Origin of the sequence: Anaerolactibacter massiliensis, from assembly GCF_900290205.1 — a bacterium.
In the GTDB taxonomy this organism is placed as follows: Bacteria; Bacillota_I; Bacilli_A; order Erysipelotrichales; family Erysipelotrichaceae; genus Bulleidia; species Bulleidia intestinalis.
In genome coordinates this window covers 2074644-2091004 of the sequence record NZ_OLMH01000002.1, presented here as the reverse complement: position 1 = coordinate 2091004, position 16361 = coordinate 2074644, and the positions used below count along the sequence as shown (strand labels likewise).

The 16361-nt window shown below is 48.1% G+C and carries 20 protein-coding genes; 15 read left to right on the top strand and 5 right to left on the bottom strand.

The features are described 5' to 3' along the window. Positions 1 to 50: 50 nt before the first annotated feature. The 5 genes from dtd to C7E00_RS13495 all read left to right on the top strand — a co-directional run bounded on the left by dtd (position 51) and on the right by C7E00_RS13495 (position 3100). Positions 51 to 536: a D-aminoacyl-tRNA deacylase gene (dtd, locus tag C7E00_RS13515; protein WP_105304971.1), complete on the top strand. Its 486-nt coding sequence runs from the start codon at positions 51 to 53 to the stop codon at positions 534 to 536. Continuing rightward, positions 511 to 1377, top strand: a complete 867-nt coding sequence (folD, locus tag C7E00_RS13510) for a bifunctional methylenetetrahydrofolate dehydrogenase/methenyltetrahydrofolate cyclohydrolase FolD (RefSeq protein ID WP_105304757.1) — start codon at positions 511 to 513, stop codon at positions 1375 to 1377. The genes dtd and folD overlap by 26 nt, the downstream gene beginning before the upstream one ends. Continuing rightward, positions 1358 to 1570 carry a DUF951 domain-containing protein gene (locus C7E00_RS13505; RefSeq protein ID WP_105304756.1) on the top strand — a complete coding sequence of 71 codons (213 nt, stop codon included), beginning with the start codon at positions 1358 to 1360 and terminating at the stop codon, positions 1568 to 1570. The genes folD and C7E00_RS13505 overlap by 20 nt, the downstream gene beginning before the upstream one ends. A gap of 64 nt (positions 1571 to 1634) precedes the next feature. Then, positions 1635 to 2735 carry a redox-regulated ATPase YchF gene (gene ychF / locus C7E00_RS13500; protein WP_105304755.1) on the top strand — a complete coding sequence of 367 codons (1101 nt, stop codon included), beginning with the start codon at positions 1635 to 1637 and terminating at the stop codon, positions 2733 to 2735. A 41-nt stretch (positions 2736 to 2776) separates the two neighbouring features. Continuing rightward, positions 2777 to 3100: a cyclic-di-AMP receptor gene (locus C7E00_RS13495; protein ID WP_105304754.1), complete on the top strand. Its 324-nt coding sequence runs from the start codon at positions 2777 to 2779 to the stop codon at positions 3098 to 3100. A 46-nt stretch (positions 3101 to 3146) separates the two neighbouring features. Here C7E00_RS13495 and C7E00_RS13490 read toward each other — a convergent pair whose 3' ends face one another. Next, positions 3147 to 4355 (bottom strand): CCA tRNA nucleotidyltransferase, encoded by a 1209-nt coding sequence (locus C7E00_RS13490; RefSeq protein ID WP_105304753.1) that lies wholly within the window; start codon positions 4353 to 4355, stop codon positions 3147 to 3149. Positions 4356 to 4450: 95 nt separating this feature from the next. On the opposite strand from C7E00_RS13490, the gene ispF reads away from it, so the two are divergent. From ispF to rpmE, 8 genes are all read left to right on the top strand, one after another. Beyond that, positions 4451 to 4936 carry a 2-C-methyl-D-erythritol 2,4-cyclodiphosphate synthase gene (ispF, locus tag C7E00_RS13485; protein ID WP_105304970.1) on the top strand — a complete coding sequence of 162 codons (486 nt, stop codon included), beginning with the start codon at positions 4451 to 4453 and terminating at the stop codon, positions 4934 to 4936. After that, positions 4929 to 6146, top strand: a complete 1218-nt coding sequence (locus C7E00_RS13480) for an HD domain-containing protein (protein ID WP_105304752.1) — start codon at positions 4929 to 4931, stop codon at positions 6144 to 6146. Before ispF ends, C7E00_RS13480 begins: the two co-directional genes overlap by 8 nt. 72 nt (positions 6147 to 6218) lie before the next feature. Next, the gene (locus tag C7E00_RS13475) at positions 6219 to 6632 is read left to right on the top strand and encodes a DUF1934 family protein (RefSeq protein ID WP_167836607.1); all 414 of its coding nucleotides are present in this window, start codon (positions 6219 to 6221) and stop codon (positions 6630 to 6632) included. 82 nt (positions 6633 to 6714) lie between these two features. After that, a complete protein-coding gene (gene rpoE, locus C7E00_RS13470; protein WP_105304750.1) occupies positions 6715 to 7056 on the top strand; it encodes a DNA-directed RNA polymerase subunit delta in 342 nt (113 codons plus the stop codon). 112 nt (positions 7057 to 7168) lie between these two features. Continuing rightward, on the top strand, positions 7169 to 8038 hold the full coding sequence (gene fba, locus C7E00_RS13465) for a class II fructose-1,6-bisphosphate aldolase (RefSeq protein WP_105304749.1): 870 nt from the start codon (positions 7169 to 7171) through the stop codon (positions 8036 to 8038). 96 nt (positions 8039 to 8134) lie between these two features. Beyond that, complete coding sequence (locus C7E00_RS13460) at positions 8135 to 8782, top strand: HAD family hydrolase (RefSeq protein ID WP_105304748.1); 648 nt, start codon at positions 8135 to 8137, stop codon at positions 8780 to 8782. After that, on the top strand, positions 8783 to 10042 hold the full coding sequence (locus C7E00_RS13455; RefSeq protein ID WP_105304747.1) for a UDP-N-acetylglucosamine 1-carboxyvinyltransferase: 1260 nt from the start codon (positions 8783 to 8785) through the stop codon (positions 10040 to 10042). It abuts the gene before it with no gap. A 99-nt stretch (positions 10043 to 10141) separates the two neighbouring features. Continuing rightward, positions 10142 to 10348, top strand: coding sequence for a 50S ribosomal protein L31 (gene rpmE / locus C7E00_RS13450; protein ID WP_105304746.1), 207 nt, complete (start codon positions 10142 to 10144; stop codon positions 10346 to 10348). Positions 10349 to 10622: 274 nt separating this feature from the next. Here rpmE and C7E00_RS13440 read toward each other — a convergent pair whose 3' ends face one another. Next, positions 10623 to 11330: a transposase gene (locus tag C7E00_RS13440; RefSeq protein WP_105304744.1), complete on the bottom strand. Its 708-nt coding sequence runs from the start codon at positions 11328 to 11330 to the stop codon at positions 10623 to 10625. 42 nt (positions 11331 to 11372) lie between these two features. Here C7E00_RS13440 and C7E00_RS13435 point away from each other — a divergent pair, with 42 nt between their 5' ends. Continuing rightward, a complete protein-coding gene (locus C7E00_RS13435) occupies positions 11373 to 11714 on the top strand; it encodes a recombinase family protein (protein WP_135358234.1) in 342 nt (113 codons plus the stop codon). 353 nt (positions 11715 to 12067) lie between these two features. On the opposite strand, the gene C7E00_RS13430 is transcribed toward C7E00_RS13435, so the two are convergent. Both C7E00_RS13430 and C7E00_RS13425 read right to left on the bottom strand, forming a co-directional pair. Next, on the bottom strand, positions 12068 to 12475 hold the full coding sequence (locus C7E00_RS13430; protein ID WP_105304742.1) for an HAD-IIB family hydrolase: 408 nt from the start codon (positions 12473 to 12475) through the stop codon (positions 12068 to 12070). Positions 12476 to 12619: 144 nt separating this feature from the next. Further along, positions 12620 to 13177, bottom strand: coding sequence for an NADPH-dependent FMN reductase (locus C7E00_RS13425; RefSeq protein ID WP_105304741.1), 558 nt, complete (start codon positions 13175 to 13177; stop codon positions 12620 to 12622). A gap of 253 nt (positions 13178 to 13430) precedes the next feature. Here C7E00_RS13425 and murB point away from each other — a divergent pair, with 253 nt between their 5' ends. Further along, the gene (gene murB, locus C7E00_RS13420) at positions 13431 to 14453 is read left to right on the top strand and encodes a UDP-N-acetylmuramate dehydrogenase (protein ID WP_105304740.1); all 1023 of its coding nucleotides are present in this window, start codon (positions 13431 to 13433) and stop codon (positions 14451 to 14453) included. A gap of 583 nt (positions 14454 to 15036) precedes the next feature. On the opposite strand, the gene C7E00_RS13410 is transcribed toward murB, so the two are convergent. Beyond that, complete coding sequence (locus C7E00_RS13410) at positions 15037 to 16140, bottom strand: Fic family protein (RefSeq protein WP_105304738.1); 1104 nt, start codon at positions 16138 to 16140, stop codon at positions 15037 to 15039. Positions 16141 to 16361: the final 221 nt, after the last annotated feature.

Genomic DNA, 16361 nt, shown 5'->3' with positions numbered 1-16361 from the left:
GAGAAAAGACAGATTCTGCAGGTCTCTTTTTTGATATACTTGCCGCATATATGAAAGTGGTTATTCAGAGAGTCAGCGAGGCGTCAGTAACGATTGACGGAGAGGTTCATGGAGCGATCGGGAAAGGGTTTCTGCTGTTAACAGGGATTGAGGATTCTGATACGGAGGAGGTCGTGCAGAAGGTGGCGGACAAGGTTGCCAGGATGCGGATCTTCGATGATGAGAATGGAAAGATGAATCTTTCGCTTGCTCAGGTAGGAGGAGCGATTCTGTCGATTTCGCAGTTCACGTTGTTTGCGGATTGTGCAAAGGGCAATCGTCCGAGTTTTGATAAAGCCGGAAAGCCGGAACATGCGAAGAAGCTGTATCTGCATTTTAATGAAGTGCTTCGTTCTTATGGATATCAGGTAGAAGAGGGTATTTTTGCGGCTGACATGAAGGTGCGGCTTCTGAATGACGGGCCGATCACGATCGTGCTGGACAGTCATGAACTGAAAGGGGGATGCGCACATGGGAAAGATCATCTACGGAAGTGAAGTCTCATCAGAGCTCAGGGAAGAGCTGCGCCTGGAAGCCGAACATCTGAAGCAGGAAGGGAAGCGGATTCCGAAGCTTGCAGTGATTCTGGCCGGAGATAATCCGGCTTCTCTTTCTTATGTGAAAGGCAAGGCCAAGGCGTGTGAAGCAGCCGGGATTCTGGAAGAGACATTTCATCTGGATGGATCAGTCAGCCAGAAGGAACTGGAAGATCTGATTCATCAATGCAATGAGAATGCGGAGATTGACGGTATTCTGCTGCAGCTGCCATTGCCGGCTGGGCTGGATGAGAATCATGCGATTGAGCAGATTTCTCCGCATAAGGATGTGGATGGACTGCATCCGCTGAATTTCGGCAAGGTGCATCTCGGGATTCCAGCGTTTGCGCCTTGTACGCCGCTTGGCATCATGGAACTCTTGAAGCGGATGGGGTGTGATTGCGATGGAAAGAATGCAGTGGTGGTCGGAAGATCGAAGCTGGTCGGAGAGCCTGCGGCAAGGCTTCTGCTGAATGCGAATGCGACGGTGACGATCTGCCATTCTCATACGAAAAATCTGAAGGAAATCTGCAGAAATGCAGATATACTGATTGCAGCAGTAGGAAAACCGCGTTTCTTCAATCACGAATATGTGAAAGAGGGAGCGTACGTGATTGATGTCGGCATCAACCGCCTGGCGGATGGACGTCTGACTGGCGATGTGGATTTCGAAGATGTGAAGGATCTCTGTGCTGCGATTACGCCGGTGCCGAAGGGGGTCGGGCCGATGACCATCACGATGCTGCTGGAGAATACCATGAAGGCATATCGGGAGGCTGTGAATGAATCCGGTGGATTATGATCTGAATGATATTGTTGAGATGAAGAAGGAACATCCCTGCCATAAGAGCAAGTACTGGAAAGTGATCCGCATGGGTGCGGATATCAAGATCAAATGCCAGGGATGCGGAGCGGTTATCATGTTCCCGCGGCATGAGTTCGAGCGCAAGCTGAAGCGGGTTGTCGAAAAGGCGGAAAAGCCGGAAGAAAATTGAGAATTCCGGACTGGTAGAGTATACTTCTGTTCGGAAAACAGAAGGGATTCATAAAAAGAAAGCCATGTCATTAACAGCAGGAATTGTCGGGCTGCCGAATGTAGGCAAGTCCACATTGTTCAACGCCATCACGAACAGCCAGGTTCTGGCTGAGAATTATCCGTTTGCGACGATTAATCCGAATGTCGGCGTCGTGGAGGTCCCGGATGAGAGAATGGATGAGATCGTCAAGCTCTTCCATCCGAAGAAGGTTATCAACACGACGTTTGAGTTCACGGATATTGCTGGTCTTGTCAAGGGTGCTTCCAAGGGAGAAGGTCTTGGCAACCAGTTTCTTGCGAATATCCGTCAGACGGATGCGATCATCCATGTCGTAAGATGTTTTGATGATCCGGATATCGAGCATGTGGAAGGTTCGGTGGATCCGGTCAGGGATATCGAAGAAATCAATCTGGAGCTTTGCATTGCCGATCTGGATACGGTGGAGAACCGGCTTGCCAAGGTGATCCGCAAGGCACAGACGAAGGAAAAAGATGCAGTGCAGGAGAATGAGACACTGCAGAAGCTGAAGGAAGCGCTGACTGCAGGTACGCCAGTGCGTCTGATTGAACTGAGTGACAAGGATAAGGAGTATCTGAAGAATTATTCTCTCCTGACGGCTAAGCCGGTGATCTATGTGGCGAACATGAGTGATGAAGAAGTCAGCCAGCCAGAGCAGAATGCCTATTTTCAGAGCGTGAAGAAACTGGCAGACAGCGAGGGCAGCGAGTGCATCGCAATCTGTGCCAGGATGGAGGAAGAGCTTTCCGGCATGGAGAAAGATGAGAAGAAAGCATTCCTCGAAGATCTGGGCATTCAGACTTCCGGTCTGGACCAGATCATCAAGGCTGCATATCATCTGCTTGGTCTGCGTACGTTCTTCACGGTCGGAGAACCAGAGTGCAGGGCCTGGACGTTCCGGCAGGGCATGAAGGCTCCGCAGTGTGCGGGCATCATTCATTCAGATTTCGAGAAGGGATTCATCCGGGCTGAGATCTACAGCTATGAGGACCTGATGGAATACAAGAATGAGACTTCCCTGAAGGAACATGGGAAGATCCGGCTTGAGGGCAAGGATTATCTTATGCAGGATGGTGATATTGTATTCTTCCGCTTCAATGTCTGATTTGTTAAAATGTAATCAGATAGAGCAGGAGGAGTAATCCTATGAAACTGATTCTTGCGATTGTGTCTAATGATGATGCGTCCAGTGTTTCTGCAGCGCTGACCAAGGAAAATTACTCGGTTACGCGTCTTGCGACGACCGGCGGTTTCCTGAGAGCGGGCAATACGACGATGATTGTCGGAACGGAAGACGATAAAGTAGATCACTGCATTGAGATCATCGGCAATGAATCCAAGCGTCGCACGGAAATTGTTCCGTCGACCGCAAGCTATGATATCGGCCGCTATGCGTCCTTCCCGGTAGAAGTCCAGGTGGGCGGGGCTACGATATTCGTGCTGAATGTCGAGGACTTCCGCAAGCTCTGAAAACATGCAGACACAGACAGAAAAGGGGATCGCTCCCCTTTTCTGTTCATCCTTTGAGTTCTTTCAGCCGCTCCATGAGGGCGGTTTTTTCGTTCGGTATCTCGTCTTCGATGACTTCCTTGAGCAGCGTGTTGAGACCGATCGAGATTGCTTCGCCGCGAAGTCCCAGTGTCTGCATGTCTCTGCCGTTTACTTCGAGCTGCTTGATGCTGAAGCAGTCATGGTCATGAATCATGCTCGCATACAAGGAAGAGAGGGCTCTGCGATCAAGCCCAGGATCTCTGGCACAGCGGAAGGAGAGATAGGTATCGAAGCTGACGGTCAGTCTGCTTAAGAGCCAGCGCAGATCGATGCGGGTATTCATCGGCATATCGTTGCAGCGCAGCAGGCTGCAGATCTGATTGCGGTAGCTGTTGGAGAATTTCAGACGGACCAGGATGGAGTCTGCGCGTTCCGGGTCTTTCAGCGGATCCATCAGCAGGGCCATGCGGATGACGCTGTCAGATGGAGAGCGGGAGATGGATTCCATGATGGCATTCCAGGTGTCGTCATCGTATTCCTGCAGTTCCGGAAACAGCTGCAGGAACTGGGGCAGATAGTCCTGGAGGACACTGCGCGCATAAGGAGCGGCCATGATCTTTTCCAGTTCTGAAGAAACGCGTTCGATGGAAACGTAATGGATATCCGGGAAGTGCTTCTTCAGGGCTTCTCTGGTTTCGGGTTCGATTTCAAAGCCGAGCTGAGCTGCGAATCGGAGTGCTCGTAATACGCGTAAGGCATCTTCTTCAAAGCGCTGTTCGGGATCCCCGACGGTTCTGATCAGGAAGTTCTGCAGGTCTTCTCTGCCGCCGTAAAAGTCGATGAGGCCGTCTTTGAGACCATAGCACAGAGCGTTGATCGTGAAGTCCCTGCGGGCGCAGTCTTCTTTCAGGGAGCGGGTGAAGGCTACCTGATCAGGATGACGGTGATCCTGGTACCCTGTTTCCGTGCGGTAGGTCGTGATTTCCACTGGCTTTCTGCCGAAGAGGACGGTGATGGTTCCGTGCTTGATTCCGGTTTCGACGATTTTCTGCTCGTGAAAAACCTGCTCCATCTCTTCGGGCAGAGCAGAAGTTGTGAGGTCATAGTCATGAATTTCGGTGCCAAGCAGCCAGGAACGCACAGCCCCGCCGACGACATAAGCTTCGTAGCCTGCGTCATTCAGGGCTCGCAATGCCTTGCGGACATAGGATGGCAGCGGAAAGGCTTTCTTCATGCATATATTTTACCATTCTTCGGAAACGTTTCCATGAGTTCTTTTAGAGGAAGAGAACCAGGATGCGGTATGATGATGGCAAGGAGACTGAAGTTATGATGCGGATCGGACAATCAACGGATATTCACCGGCTGGCAGAAGGCAGGAAGCTGGTGCTTGGCGGGGTGGAAATTCCATATGAGAAAGGACTGGTAGGGCATAGTGATGCAGATGCGCTGACCCATGCATTGGCAGAAGCGATTCTCGGAGCACTGGCATTGGGAGATTTAGGAAAGTGGTTTCCGGATACCGACCCGAAGTGGGAGGGTGTGAATTCCCAGATCATTCTGAAAGAAGTAGCGAGGATGATGAAGGAGAAAGGGTACCATATGGGCAATGCGGATTGCCTGGTTCTGATTGAGAAGCCGAAGATGGCTCCGCATATTCAGAAGATGAGAGAGAATTTTGCCCTGGCACTGGACTGCCCGATCGATCAGATCAGCGTGAAGGCAACGCGCGGAGAAGGACTCGGCTTCGTGGGCAGAGGCGAAGGGGTCTGTGCGCAGGCGGTGGTGCTGCTGGAAGAGGATCAGCATGTTTGAGAAGACAGATGAAGTCAAGGTGCTGAGAGATCCGATCCATGGCTATATTCATGTGGATTATCAGGTGGTATGGCAGTGCATCAATTCTGCCTGGTTCCAGCGGATGCGCAGAATCCGGCAGCTTGGCGGGGCGTTTATGGTCTACCATACTGCAGATCATACCCGCTTCGGGCATTCGCTTGGCGTGTATGAGCTGGTGCGGCGCATGGTCACGGAGGTTCCGGATATCTCAAAGGCGCTGAATGAGCGTGAGAAAGTCACGGTCATGCTTGCAGGATTGCTGCATGATATCGGGCATGGACCGTATTCGCATGCATTTGAACGGATTTCCGGAGAGAATCATGAATTGTATTCGTGCCGGGTTGTAGAAGAAGATCCGGAAATCTCGGGAATCCTGGAACATGCGGCGGCAGGACTGTCAAAGGATGTTGCGGATGTGATCCGGCATCAGTCTTCCAATCCGCTGCTGCCGCAGATGGTGAGTGCGCAGCTGGATGCGGACCGCATGGATTATCTATTGAGAGATGCGTATTTCACGGGCACAAAGTATGGCGAGTTTGATCTGGAACGGCTGCTGCGGATTCTGCGAGTAGCAGATGACCGCATTGTCGTGAAGGAAAGCGGAACGTATGCGGTAGAGAATTACATCATGGCCCGCTATCACATGTACTGGCAGGTTTATTATCATCCGACAGCAAGGAGCTATGAGAATATGCTGGACAGCTTGTTCCGCAGGATGAGAGACCTTCATGCCCAAGGCAAGATGCCGAAGACGATTCCGCAGCTTGATACGCTGATCAGCGGGAAGAAGCTTTCGCTGGAAGAATATTTTTCCCTGGATGAGTATTCGTGTGCGTATGCGTTTGAGAAGCTGACGAAGGCAAGAGATCCGATTCTGTCAGATCTGTCAAAGCGGTTATTGAACCGCGGTCTGTTTGACTTCATGGAGGCTTCTCCTTCCAATATCCGCAAGGTACGCGCAAAGGAGAAAGCACTTGGCTATGATCCGCGGTACTATCTCTGCAAGGATGAAGTAGGACAGCGCCCGTATGTGCCTTATGCCGGCGATGCGGGCAATGCGATCTGGGTACGCATGCATGGCGGCGAGATTCTTGAGCTTTCAAGAGCTTCGAACATTGTCTATAGTCTCGTGCATGGTCCGCAGAGAAGCGATGATCGGATCTATTTTCCGAAAGAACTCGGATTCTGATGAAACATGGTATGCAGAAACCTGGAAATGAATGTTCCGGGTTCTTTTCTTCTGTCTATAATGATGGCTGAGATGAGAGTGCATGTGAAGTTCACGCAGTATGATCTGCTGGAGAACCGGTCTTCGGTGATCGCAGATGGCAATGGAATTCTGTCCGGAAGCCGGCTGATGTATCTGGAGAAAGAGAATCCTTCTGCGAAGAATGAAATTCTGTTTGAAGAAGGAAGAATCGTGCTGAAGCGGATGGCGGATGTCTCAAGCGAGACGGAACTGCTGGAAGGAAAGCCGGGCATGGCAAAAGTCACGAGTCCGTATGGGGAGATGTATCTGGAAACTTCCCTGGAGCGTTCCAGCTGCAGCGAAGAAGTCTGGGAAGCGGTGTACCGGATTCTGTCGGATGGAGAGCCGGTGGTATATCAGCGGCTGGTCTGGGAGATTTCTCCTTCAGAAGACGACTTGCATGCAGGAAAGCAGAACATGGATTGACAAGCCGGGAAACCGTGCTATAAATAGGTCTCATCAAAGATCCCGGAGAGGGACAATATCATAAACAGGAGAAAATTCAGGTATGACTACAGCAGGAAAGGAAACAATGACTGATGCGGCATACAGATGCATGTCGCAGCGCAAGACGGAAGTGGAGTTTGCACGTCTCTGGGCTGAGGTTGCGGAAGTGATGCATATTCCGGAAGAGCAGCTGACCAGGAAGAAGCGGCAGTTTTACAATGAGCTGATCGAGGATCGGCGGTTTGCGGCTCTGAAAGGGAACAAATGGGATCTGAGAAGCCGCCGGAAGTTCGAGGAAGTCAATTCTGACACGGCTGATCTGGAAGATGATTCCGATGATGAAGCTGAAGAGAATGCAGAGGATGAGACGCTCGATATCCCGAATGGGTTCGAATCATACTGAGAGGCTGATGGTTCAGCCTCTTTTCTGTGTTCGAGGGTGAATTGAAATGCTTTTCAAGCATGCGAAAATAGACTAGAATATGGATGCAATTACAGGAGGAGTTTATTGCAATATGGTAATGGTATCTGCAACAGAAATGATCAATAAGGCTCATGAAGGGCATTATGCGATCCCGGCTTTCAACACCAACAATCTGGAATGGACGAAGTGCATTCTGACTGCTGCACAGGAGATGAAGTCTCCGGTTATCATTCAGTGCTCCGAGGGTGCCGGCAAGTACATGGGCGGCTTCAAGGTCGTCGCTGATCTGGTCAAGGACCTGCACGATGCAATGGGCATCACGGTTCCGGTTGCGCTGCACCTGGATCATGGTACCTATGAAGGCGCTAAGAAGTGCATCGAAGTAGGCTTCACTTCTGTCATGTTCGATGGTTCCAAGTACGGCATCGAAGAGAACATCGAGAAGTCCAAGGAAATCATTGCCCTGGCTCATTCCAAGGGAATCTCCGTAGAGTGCGAAGTCGGCGGTATCGGCGGAACTGAAGATGGTGTTACTTCTTCCGGCGAGCTGGCTGATCCGGCTGAGTGCAAGATGGTTGCTGATCTGGGTGTTGACTTCCTGGCTGCTGGCATCGGCAATATTCATGGTGTCTATCCGGCTAACTGGGCTGGTCTGAACTTCGAGCGTCTGGATGAGATCAACAAGGCTGTCAATGGCAAGCCGCTGGTTCTCCATGGCGGTTCCGGCATTCCGTTTGATCAGGTTCACAAGGCTGTCACGCTTGGTGTTTCCAAGGTCAACATCAACACGGAGCTGCAGCTGGTGTTCGCAAAGGCTACCCGCGAGTATATCGAAGCTGGCAAGGATCATGAGGGCAAGGGCTATGATCCTCGTAAGCTGCTGAAGCCGGGCTGCGAGGCAATCATCAAGCAGGCTGAAGAGCTGATCAAGGCTTACGGTTCTGACGGCAAGGCTGAGTAATCAGTTCTGAAATCATTGGTGTTTCTGAAGGCTCCGGGATATGCCGGGGCTTTCTTTGTGCTTTTCAATCAAGTAGAATAAACCTCGGGTAACGATATGATCAGGGCAGTTCTTTCTGACATGGATGGCGTATTATGCGACAGCGAGCGGGCTTATATGAAGCAGACGATTGCAATCATGCGCCAGCTTGGATATCATGGACCGGACACTGCGTTGCATGCGGTGATCGGCACTTCGATGCGGGAAACGTATCGGATCATGACGGAATTGCTGGAAGGAAAGGTTACTGAGTCAGAGCTGAGGCAGTTTGCGGATGCGTATTACCTGGCTCATCCGGTGAATTATCGCAAGATCCGCTTTCCAGGCGTGAAGGAGGCGTTTGAAGCCCTTCATCATTCCGGAATCAGGCTTGCCTGCTGCTCTTCTTCTCCGAAGAGTTCCGTGGACCGGGCTCTTAGGGAGATGGAGATCCGGGATTTCTTTGACCAGGTGATCAGCGCTGAGGATGTGGTTCATCCCAAGCCTGACCCGGAAATGTACCTGAAAGCGGCGGAGGCACTTGGGATACCGCCGGAGGAATGTGCAGTGTATGAAGACAGTCCGGTCGGCATCGAAGCAGGAAAAAGGGCCGGAATGCGGGTGATTGCACGCCGGGAAACAGGATTCCGGATGGATCAGAGCCAGGCAGATGAATTGGCTGAGGATGCCTGGCAGATGGTGGAGATCATCCGCAGGGAGGATTGAATGCAGGAAGTTATCAGAATAGAAGGCGGCAGACGGCTGAAGGGTGAAGTCACCGTATCAGGATCGAAGAATGCGACGGTGGCGCTGATTCCGGCTGCAGTTCTGGCTGAGGGGCCGGTAACGATTGTCGGGGTGCCGGGGATCGCAGATGTGGAGTCTCTTTCGGAGATTCTGAGGATTCTGAATGTGGATGTGATTGAGAAGGAGGATCATCTGATCATCGATCCCTCTCATATGAGGAATACAGATCTGGATGCGGATGTCGTGACCAGACTCAGGGCTTCTTATTATTTTATGGGTGCGTTGCTCGGAAAGTATGGCTATGTGCGCATGAAGATGCCAGGCGGATGCTACCTGGGGCCGCGGCCGATTGATCTGCATATCAAGGGATTCGAGGCACTGGGGGCTTCGGTGGAGTATGACCGCGGGTGCTATACGATTCGGGCGGATCATCTGCATGGGGCGAAGATCTTCCTGGATATCTCGTCGGTTGGTGCAACCATCAATATCATGATGGCGGCAGTCTACGCCGAAGGAAGAACCGTCATCGAGAATGCGGCCAAGGAGCCGGAGATCATCGATGTGGCAACGCTGCTCAACAAGATGGGTGCGAATGTGCGCGGGGCAGGTACCGGGGTCATCACGATTGATGGCGTGAAGTCCTTAGGGGGCTGTTTCCATGAGATCATTCCGGATCGGATCGAGGCTGGAACGTTTGTGATCATGGCGGCTGCGTGTGCAGATCGGATGCTGATCCGCAATGTGATTCCGAAGCATATCGAGGCATTGACATCGAAGCTTCAGGAAATGGGCGTTGATATGGAGATCGGGGTCGACAGCATCCTGGTACGGCATGCGGATCATCTGCATGGCATCGATGTGACGACGAAGCCGTATCCGGGCTTTGCGACTGATCTGCAGCAGCCATTGACACCGCTTCTGACCCAGGCTGAAGGGGTCAGCCAGGTGACGGATACCATCTATACGGAGCGCTTCAAGCATTGCCTGGAGCTGCAGCGGATGGGTGCTGATATCGAGATCGGCAATGGCATGGCAGTGATTCACGGGCCTTCGAAATTATACGGAGACAAGGTCACGGCAACGGATCTGCGCTGCGGGGCTTCGCTGGTGATTGCGGGACTTCTGGCCGAAGGGGTCACGGAGATTCATGATGTGTATCACATTGACCGGGGCTACGATAATATCGATGGCAAGCTGAAGGCATTAGGCGGCGTGATCTGCCGGGCAATGGCGGAATAGGAAAATCGGCCTTGCGAGGGCGATTTGCGTATGTTATATTATGAAGGCACTTTCTTTAAGCACGCATAGAGGCTTAAGGCATGAAGGGAGAAGACGAACATGAAGAAGGACATCCATCCGAAGTACTACAAGTGCAAGGTTATCTGCACGAGCTGCGGTTCTGAATTTGAAACAGGATCCACCCTGAAGGAAATCAAGGTTGATACCTGCTCCAACTGCCATCCGTTCTACACCGGACGTCAGAGATTCGCACAGGCTCAGGGCCGTGTCGAGAAGTTCAACAAGAAGTACGGACTCGGAAAGTAACAGATCGGAAAGCGGCTGCGGCATGTTTCCTCAGATGGAACGGGCTGCAGCCTTTTCTTATCTTATCTTATAAGAATTTCAATTCGGTTTGATAAAACGAATAAGATGACCGCAAGGTCATATAAAATGAGATGGCACGACAAAAACATCTTCAGGATTGATCTGTCTTTGTCAGCTGTGATTGTGATTTCTGAAATGATAAGAATCTTTGCGGTACATGTCGCTTAAGCAGAAAGGGCATAGAAGATGGTCTTCACAATGCTCAGGGTCTTTATCAACTGAACGAAGGAGATCGAGATCTTTCTGCGGTACTTCTTCTTCGTAACCGCATCTCTCGCATTTCATCAATACAGTTTTCTCGGTATTGTCTGTCATTGGATATTCCTTCCAGCGGATTATAAGTTTCCGCATATAACATGATCTCGCCGCATCTGCAGCGGAGAACATCTCGATTATAAGAATCAAGGCACATCGTACGGAAACGAAGCTTATGAAGACGGGAGGTCAGCTGCTTTTTCCGATATTCCTTAGTCCTGGCATCATTTCGTTTCTGATTGATCCATGTATAGATTTTTTCCAGATGGTCCTTTGATCTGGGGCTGTAAAAGCCATAGTATCGTACGGTCCTGAAGTTTTCATCCTGGATATGGATGATCATCTTCTTGAGAAGATCGAGACCGGTTTCGTGAACGGTGATTCTCTTGCCGGTCTTGTGGTCATCATAGAACCATACCACTTCATCGGTTTCTTTGTTATAGGAGATAATACGGCTTTCTGCCATTGCCGGCCGTGAAGCATATCGCATCATATAACTGACACAGCCCTGAACGTCTTTTGAATGATCGCGTTCTCTCTGTCCTTCTTCATCAGGATCGCGATCCTTGGCATATACATAAAAGCCATCCGTATTTTTCCGATAGGCGAGGTTTTTCAGGGGCTTGAACTGACTGCCGAAAGGATGGAGCTGATCCGGAAAGGACATGCCAATTCCCGGGTTGCCCCAATGGAAGGTATGGAGCGTTCCATGCGTCTATCATGTGTATCCCGGCTTCTTGCCATGATGAATACCGGAGATCAGTTATGGGTATGTAAGCTGTCAGATCTTGAAGACAATGCGGAGGATGCCTGCACGCTGTACTTTTCCTTTCTGAAGAAGGGCATTGAGCTGAAGTTCTTTGATACAAGCTATCTCGATACTGATCTTCTGAGGCTGAACTTGGAGCCGCCTGCAGATCAGAAGCTGCTTATTCAGAGAATCATTCAGAACTATTTTGACAACCCGGGTGGCATGCCCTCCGGAACAAAAGAAAGAAGCTCTGATTCCGGAAGCGCCGACAGCGTTAAAAAAAAACCTCATCGTGCGTGAGGCAAGATCCGAGACTATCGCTATGCTAAAAAGCTATCGTCATGAAGCGTCGCTGATGGAAGCCTTCCTGAGAGAAAGCGTAATCTCTATCAGAACTTACAAAAGATACTTCCAGAAGCACTCTGATCCCAATCTATTTCTGAACACCAAACTGCCTCCTGTTCAGAAATCAGATCAATCTGAAGCGGTCTAGGACTCATGCCGGTCTCATCGGATTGAGCTTGCTGTTTTTTCGGATTCGGCTTGCTGAAAAACTGGATACGACATAGAAGGGATAATCAGAATAAAGCTTTTCGTCCAGCATAACTACATTATAAAACGTGCAGGAATTTCAGCTCCTGCACAATGTGTTTCTAGTGGTCACCGAAGGGGACCTTTTTTAAAGCGTATTCCCGGATGACACGATTCCCGTTTTCATCGTCAAAGTGTTCTGAGGCAAAGAGACCGTTATTGGATTCCAGGTAGAATTCCAGGTTTCTTGCCTGGAGCCAATCTACAATTTTCCTCTCATCTTCAGCTGAAATATGCTGATCAAGAAGCACTTCGTCTCCATCTTTGACATAGGAGCCATTCCCACCGATCATTCCATCTAGGCCGATTTCCCAGATATAATCATAGACTTCTGCTTCTGATCTTCCGGTGCAGATGTAAACCAGATTTCCTTTTTTTTGTGTCTCTCTGATTGCCTGGCTAGCAGAATCCGGCAGGTTGCTTTCATAGTCGAGAAGCGTCCCGTCAACGTCAATGAATATCAATTTCATGTATTTTTCTCCTGAAAGACTGCTTTATGATTCGGGATGATACTTTTCTTTCACTTAATATAAGGCGGAAAAATGGATTCCTGAATTCAAAAATGACCTGAAGAAGCTTCATTCTCCTCCGGCTTCATTTTCTGCGATTTTAATTTACTTTTCGCTGATGACTTTCAGAAAGGTATCAACTTGAGCATTTAGTTCTGCCTTTTGTTCTTTATCCAGGCTGAGAACATCTGTTTTCCAGCCAACACCACCGACAGCAATACCAGTTCCATCCTTACCAATGACTTCCATGCGCATGAAAGTTAACAAATCAGCGAGATGGCTGCGAACTGAGCCGGTTTTTGCTCTGCCTCCGGCACCGCTGATGGTGACTTTCTTGCCAGCCACGGCGGAAAGTCCTGCCGGATCATTTGGATCAAGCGACCGGGATACCCAGTCCAGAAGATTCTTCAGGACACCCGGAATGGTGCCGTTGTATTCAGGCGAACAGATCCAGATGCCATCTGCCTCCTGCAGAATGGAGCGAACCCTGCTGATCGAAGAAGGCGCCGGAAATTCAATATCCTGATTCATCCACGGAATATCCCCATAGTCCAGGAAGGAAACATCTGCCCGGGAACCAATCATCCCGGCAATTTCATTGGCAAGCTGGCGGTTGAAGGAATTTTTGCGCATCGATCCAGTGATAAATACAATTTTTGTCATATGGTTCTCCTTATATGTTTACATATTTAAGATCTGTTAACAGCATAACTGGTTTTGAGTGGCAATAAAATTCATATGCCCGGAATGTAAAGATCAAAATCACGCCGTCAGATTGTGAAAAACATAATGGAATTTTTTGGAAAGCCTTGCGAAAATCACAATATATTCCAGAAAGAATCATCAGAATCATTTGATTCATTGAATGCGAGCATACGTGATAATATGGTTCTCAGATTTTTACTACGTATGACCCATGAAACTACTAAGAAACGAAAAACTGAGGAATTATTTAACAATGCGATTAGGCGGCAGTGCCTCCTTTGTTGCCGAAATTAATCAAAAAAGCGAAATCGCTGATGTAATGAATTTTGCCAGAGAACATCAGCTTAAAACCTTTGTCCTGGGAGAAGGAAGCAATACGCTGGCAAATGATGATGGCTTTGAAGGCATTATCCTTCATATGAAAATTAAAGGCTTTAAGCTAATCAATGAAGATTATGAAAGCGTAACAATTCAGTTTGGCGCGGGTAATATTCTGGATGAAATTGTTGCTGAAAGCTGTCGCCATAACCTTTCAGGAATTGAAGCCATGTCAATGATTCCTGGAACGATTGGCGCTGCTCCTGTACAGAATGTTGGGGCTTATGGTCAAGATATCTCACAGACGTTTGTTGAACTTGAGGCATATGACACAATTGAAAATTGTTTTGTAACATTAGATAAGAACGACTGTGAGTTTTCTTATCGAATGTCTATTTTCAGAGGAAAGGCATGGCGCCGTTACATTATCTGCAGCGTAACGCTTCGCCTCAGAAAAGGAAATCCCAGACCTCCATTTTATAAACCGGTTGAAGAAGTTCTGAGAGAACGGGGACTTACCCAATATACACCGCAAATGATTCGTGATGCTGTTATGGATATTCGCAAGTGGAAGCTGCCTGATCCAAACCTTATTCCAAATTCAGGTTCCTTTTTTAAAAATGCAATGATCGATCAAAATAAATTAGAAGAATTGCGTTCAAGTTATCCTCATTTAAAAGCATTTTACATGGGAAATGGAAAATACAAAATCTCCACGGGGTGGCTTATCGAGCAAGCAGGCTTAAAAGGCGTTTTAATGCATGGAATGCAAGTCTATGACAGAAACGCACTTGTTTTAACAAATATTTCAGCGTACTCTTATGAATCACTTGCACAAGCAAGAGAAGACATTATGAAGAAAGTTGAAGATATCTTTGGTATAACAATTGTCCAAGAGGTTCTAGAAATCGAATAATAATTCCTCTGCAAACAAGAAATGATAGATGTTCTCGTCATATGCGGCGACATGGCCGATATGCCGTCGGCTCTTGCGGCTAAGCAATTTCGTTTACTCCCCCGAATTATTTTGGCAGGAGAATTTATGCATATTTCATTCCTCCAATTTGATCATTGCTGAAGAAGTGATCAAATTAAGAAGAGGATGATCAAGTTGCCAACTTTGCTGGTAAGTTGGTTCAGGCAATTCTTTCGCTTTATGAGCAACAAGAAAGCGATTTTACCATACTTTTCTCTTCCCCAAATTTGAATTTTTTCTATTTTGGGGAATAGAAACAGATACTTGAAACAATCCCGCAAACGTTGCAGATGCAATACTTGCAGGGAGCCAATCGTACTACCGCTATTCGAATTTAATAATCGGAAGAAACTTCTGAACCGAACTATATCCCCAATATATTTGTATAGCAACTTTCGTATTGCTCTACAGAATACAATTTCTATCTTCTCTGATCACAATTTTCTAAAATATGTATCAGATAGCTTTGGCGATTTTCCTGCTAATGAACAACTGATGTCTCAGCAATCTACTATGGACTCCCCTATTTCTTGAGAGCAGCTATTAATTCTTTTTCATGCTCCGTCGAAAAACTGCTGAGCGTATACGATCTGATTCGTTCTTTCGCCAGAACAGGTTCTGCAAACCCATTCTTTACCAAGGTGGATAATCTATTGATGATCGTTTTATTTGTTACGCCGAATTCTCTGCTGACCTCAATCGGAGTGAATTCTCTTCTGTAGTGCGTCAGCAGAAACAGGAGAAGCCCTTTTTCTTTCTCTTTCAGATAAGAAAGACTGCTTGTAACTGCTTCATTGCTTGATCCTTCTGAAAGCTCGCAGACCTTATCGGAATATAGCTGAACCATTCTGAGAAAATAGTTGATCCAGATTTCCGGATGAGGCGGATTATCTCTGCCGGAATAGTAAAGTGCCGGCAATCCCATCTGGATAGATTCATAGTATTCATTCACATCATACGCAAAATATTCTTCCAGTGAGCCGATTCCGTTAAATCCATATCCGTTAATATCAAGAATATATCCGGAAAGAAGGCGGGCAGTTCTCCCGTTTCCATCCTCAAACGGATGAATTGTCACCAGCTGATAATGGACGATCGCTGCAACAATCACCGGATGATCATCCGTCGTATTCACATACTGAACGAGCTCATCAAGCAGCTTGGGAACATCAGAATATTCTGGCGGAATGTAATCCGGATTGCCTGTCTGTGAATCATATACAGCAAAAAGCACGCCAGGAGGCATCGGCCCGCGAAGACCGATCTTTTCCTTTGATGCCCCTTTTTCTACCAGTTTCTGTACATCCAGAATCAGTTTCTCAGAGAACTTTTCTTTCTTCTCAGCCTGCTTCTCCAGGTAGTTCAGCGCAAGGAAATAGTTCCTTACCTCCTGCTCAGGTTTCAGAAAATGTTTGTGTTCATCTCTATCGATCACTTCATCAACCTGCTCTTCAGAAAGCGGATTGCCCTCAATTCTGTTTGATGCATACGAACTTTTCTTTTTCGAATTCTTGCGCAGTCTGCTGGCAGCAGATCTGGGCAGATTGATTTCCGAAACTTTATATCTGTTTTTCTCAATCTCCGTAATATATCTCAGCGAATCATTCGTCAGAACTGCTTTAATCATGTGCGTTTACCTCAGACTGATTATCCCAGAGAAGATCAGAAAAGTCCATTAAAAGCCCACTAAAATTACACTATTTTTGCACTATAATTTCACTATTACTCATTAGTACACTTAGGATCATGCCTGGGGAATGTAAGAAAATAATCCAAACTATAATTTTTTTATTTTCTCAATGAATCTGAAATTCATGCCAGAGATCCATGCTGCAAAGGACAATGGTG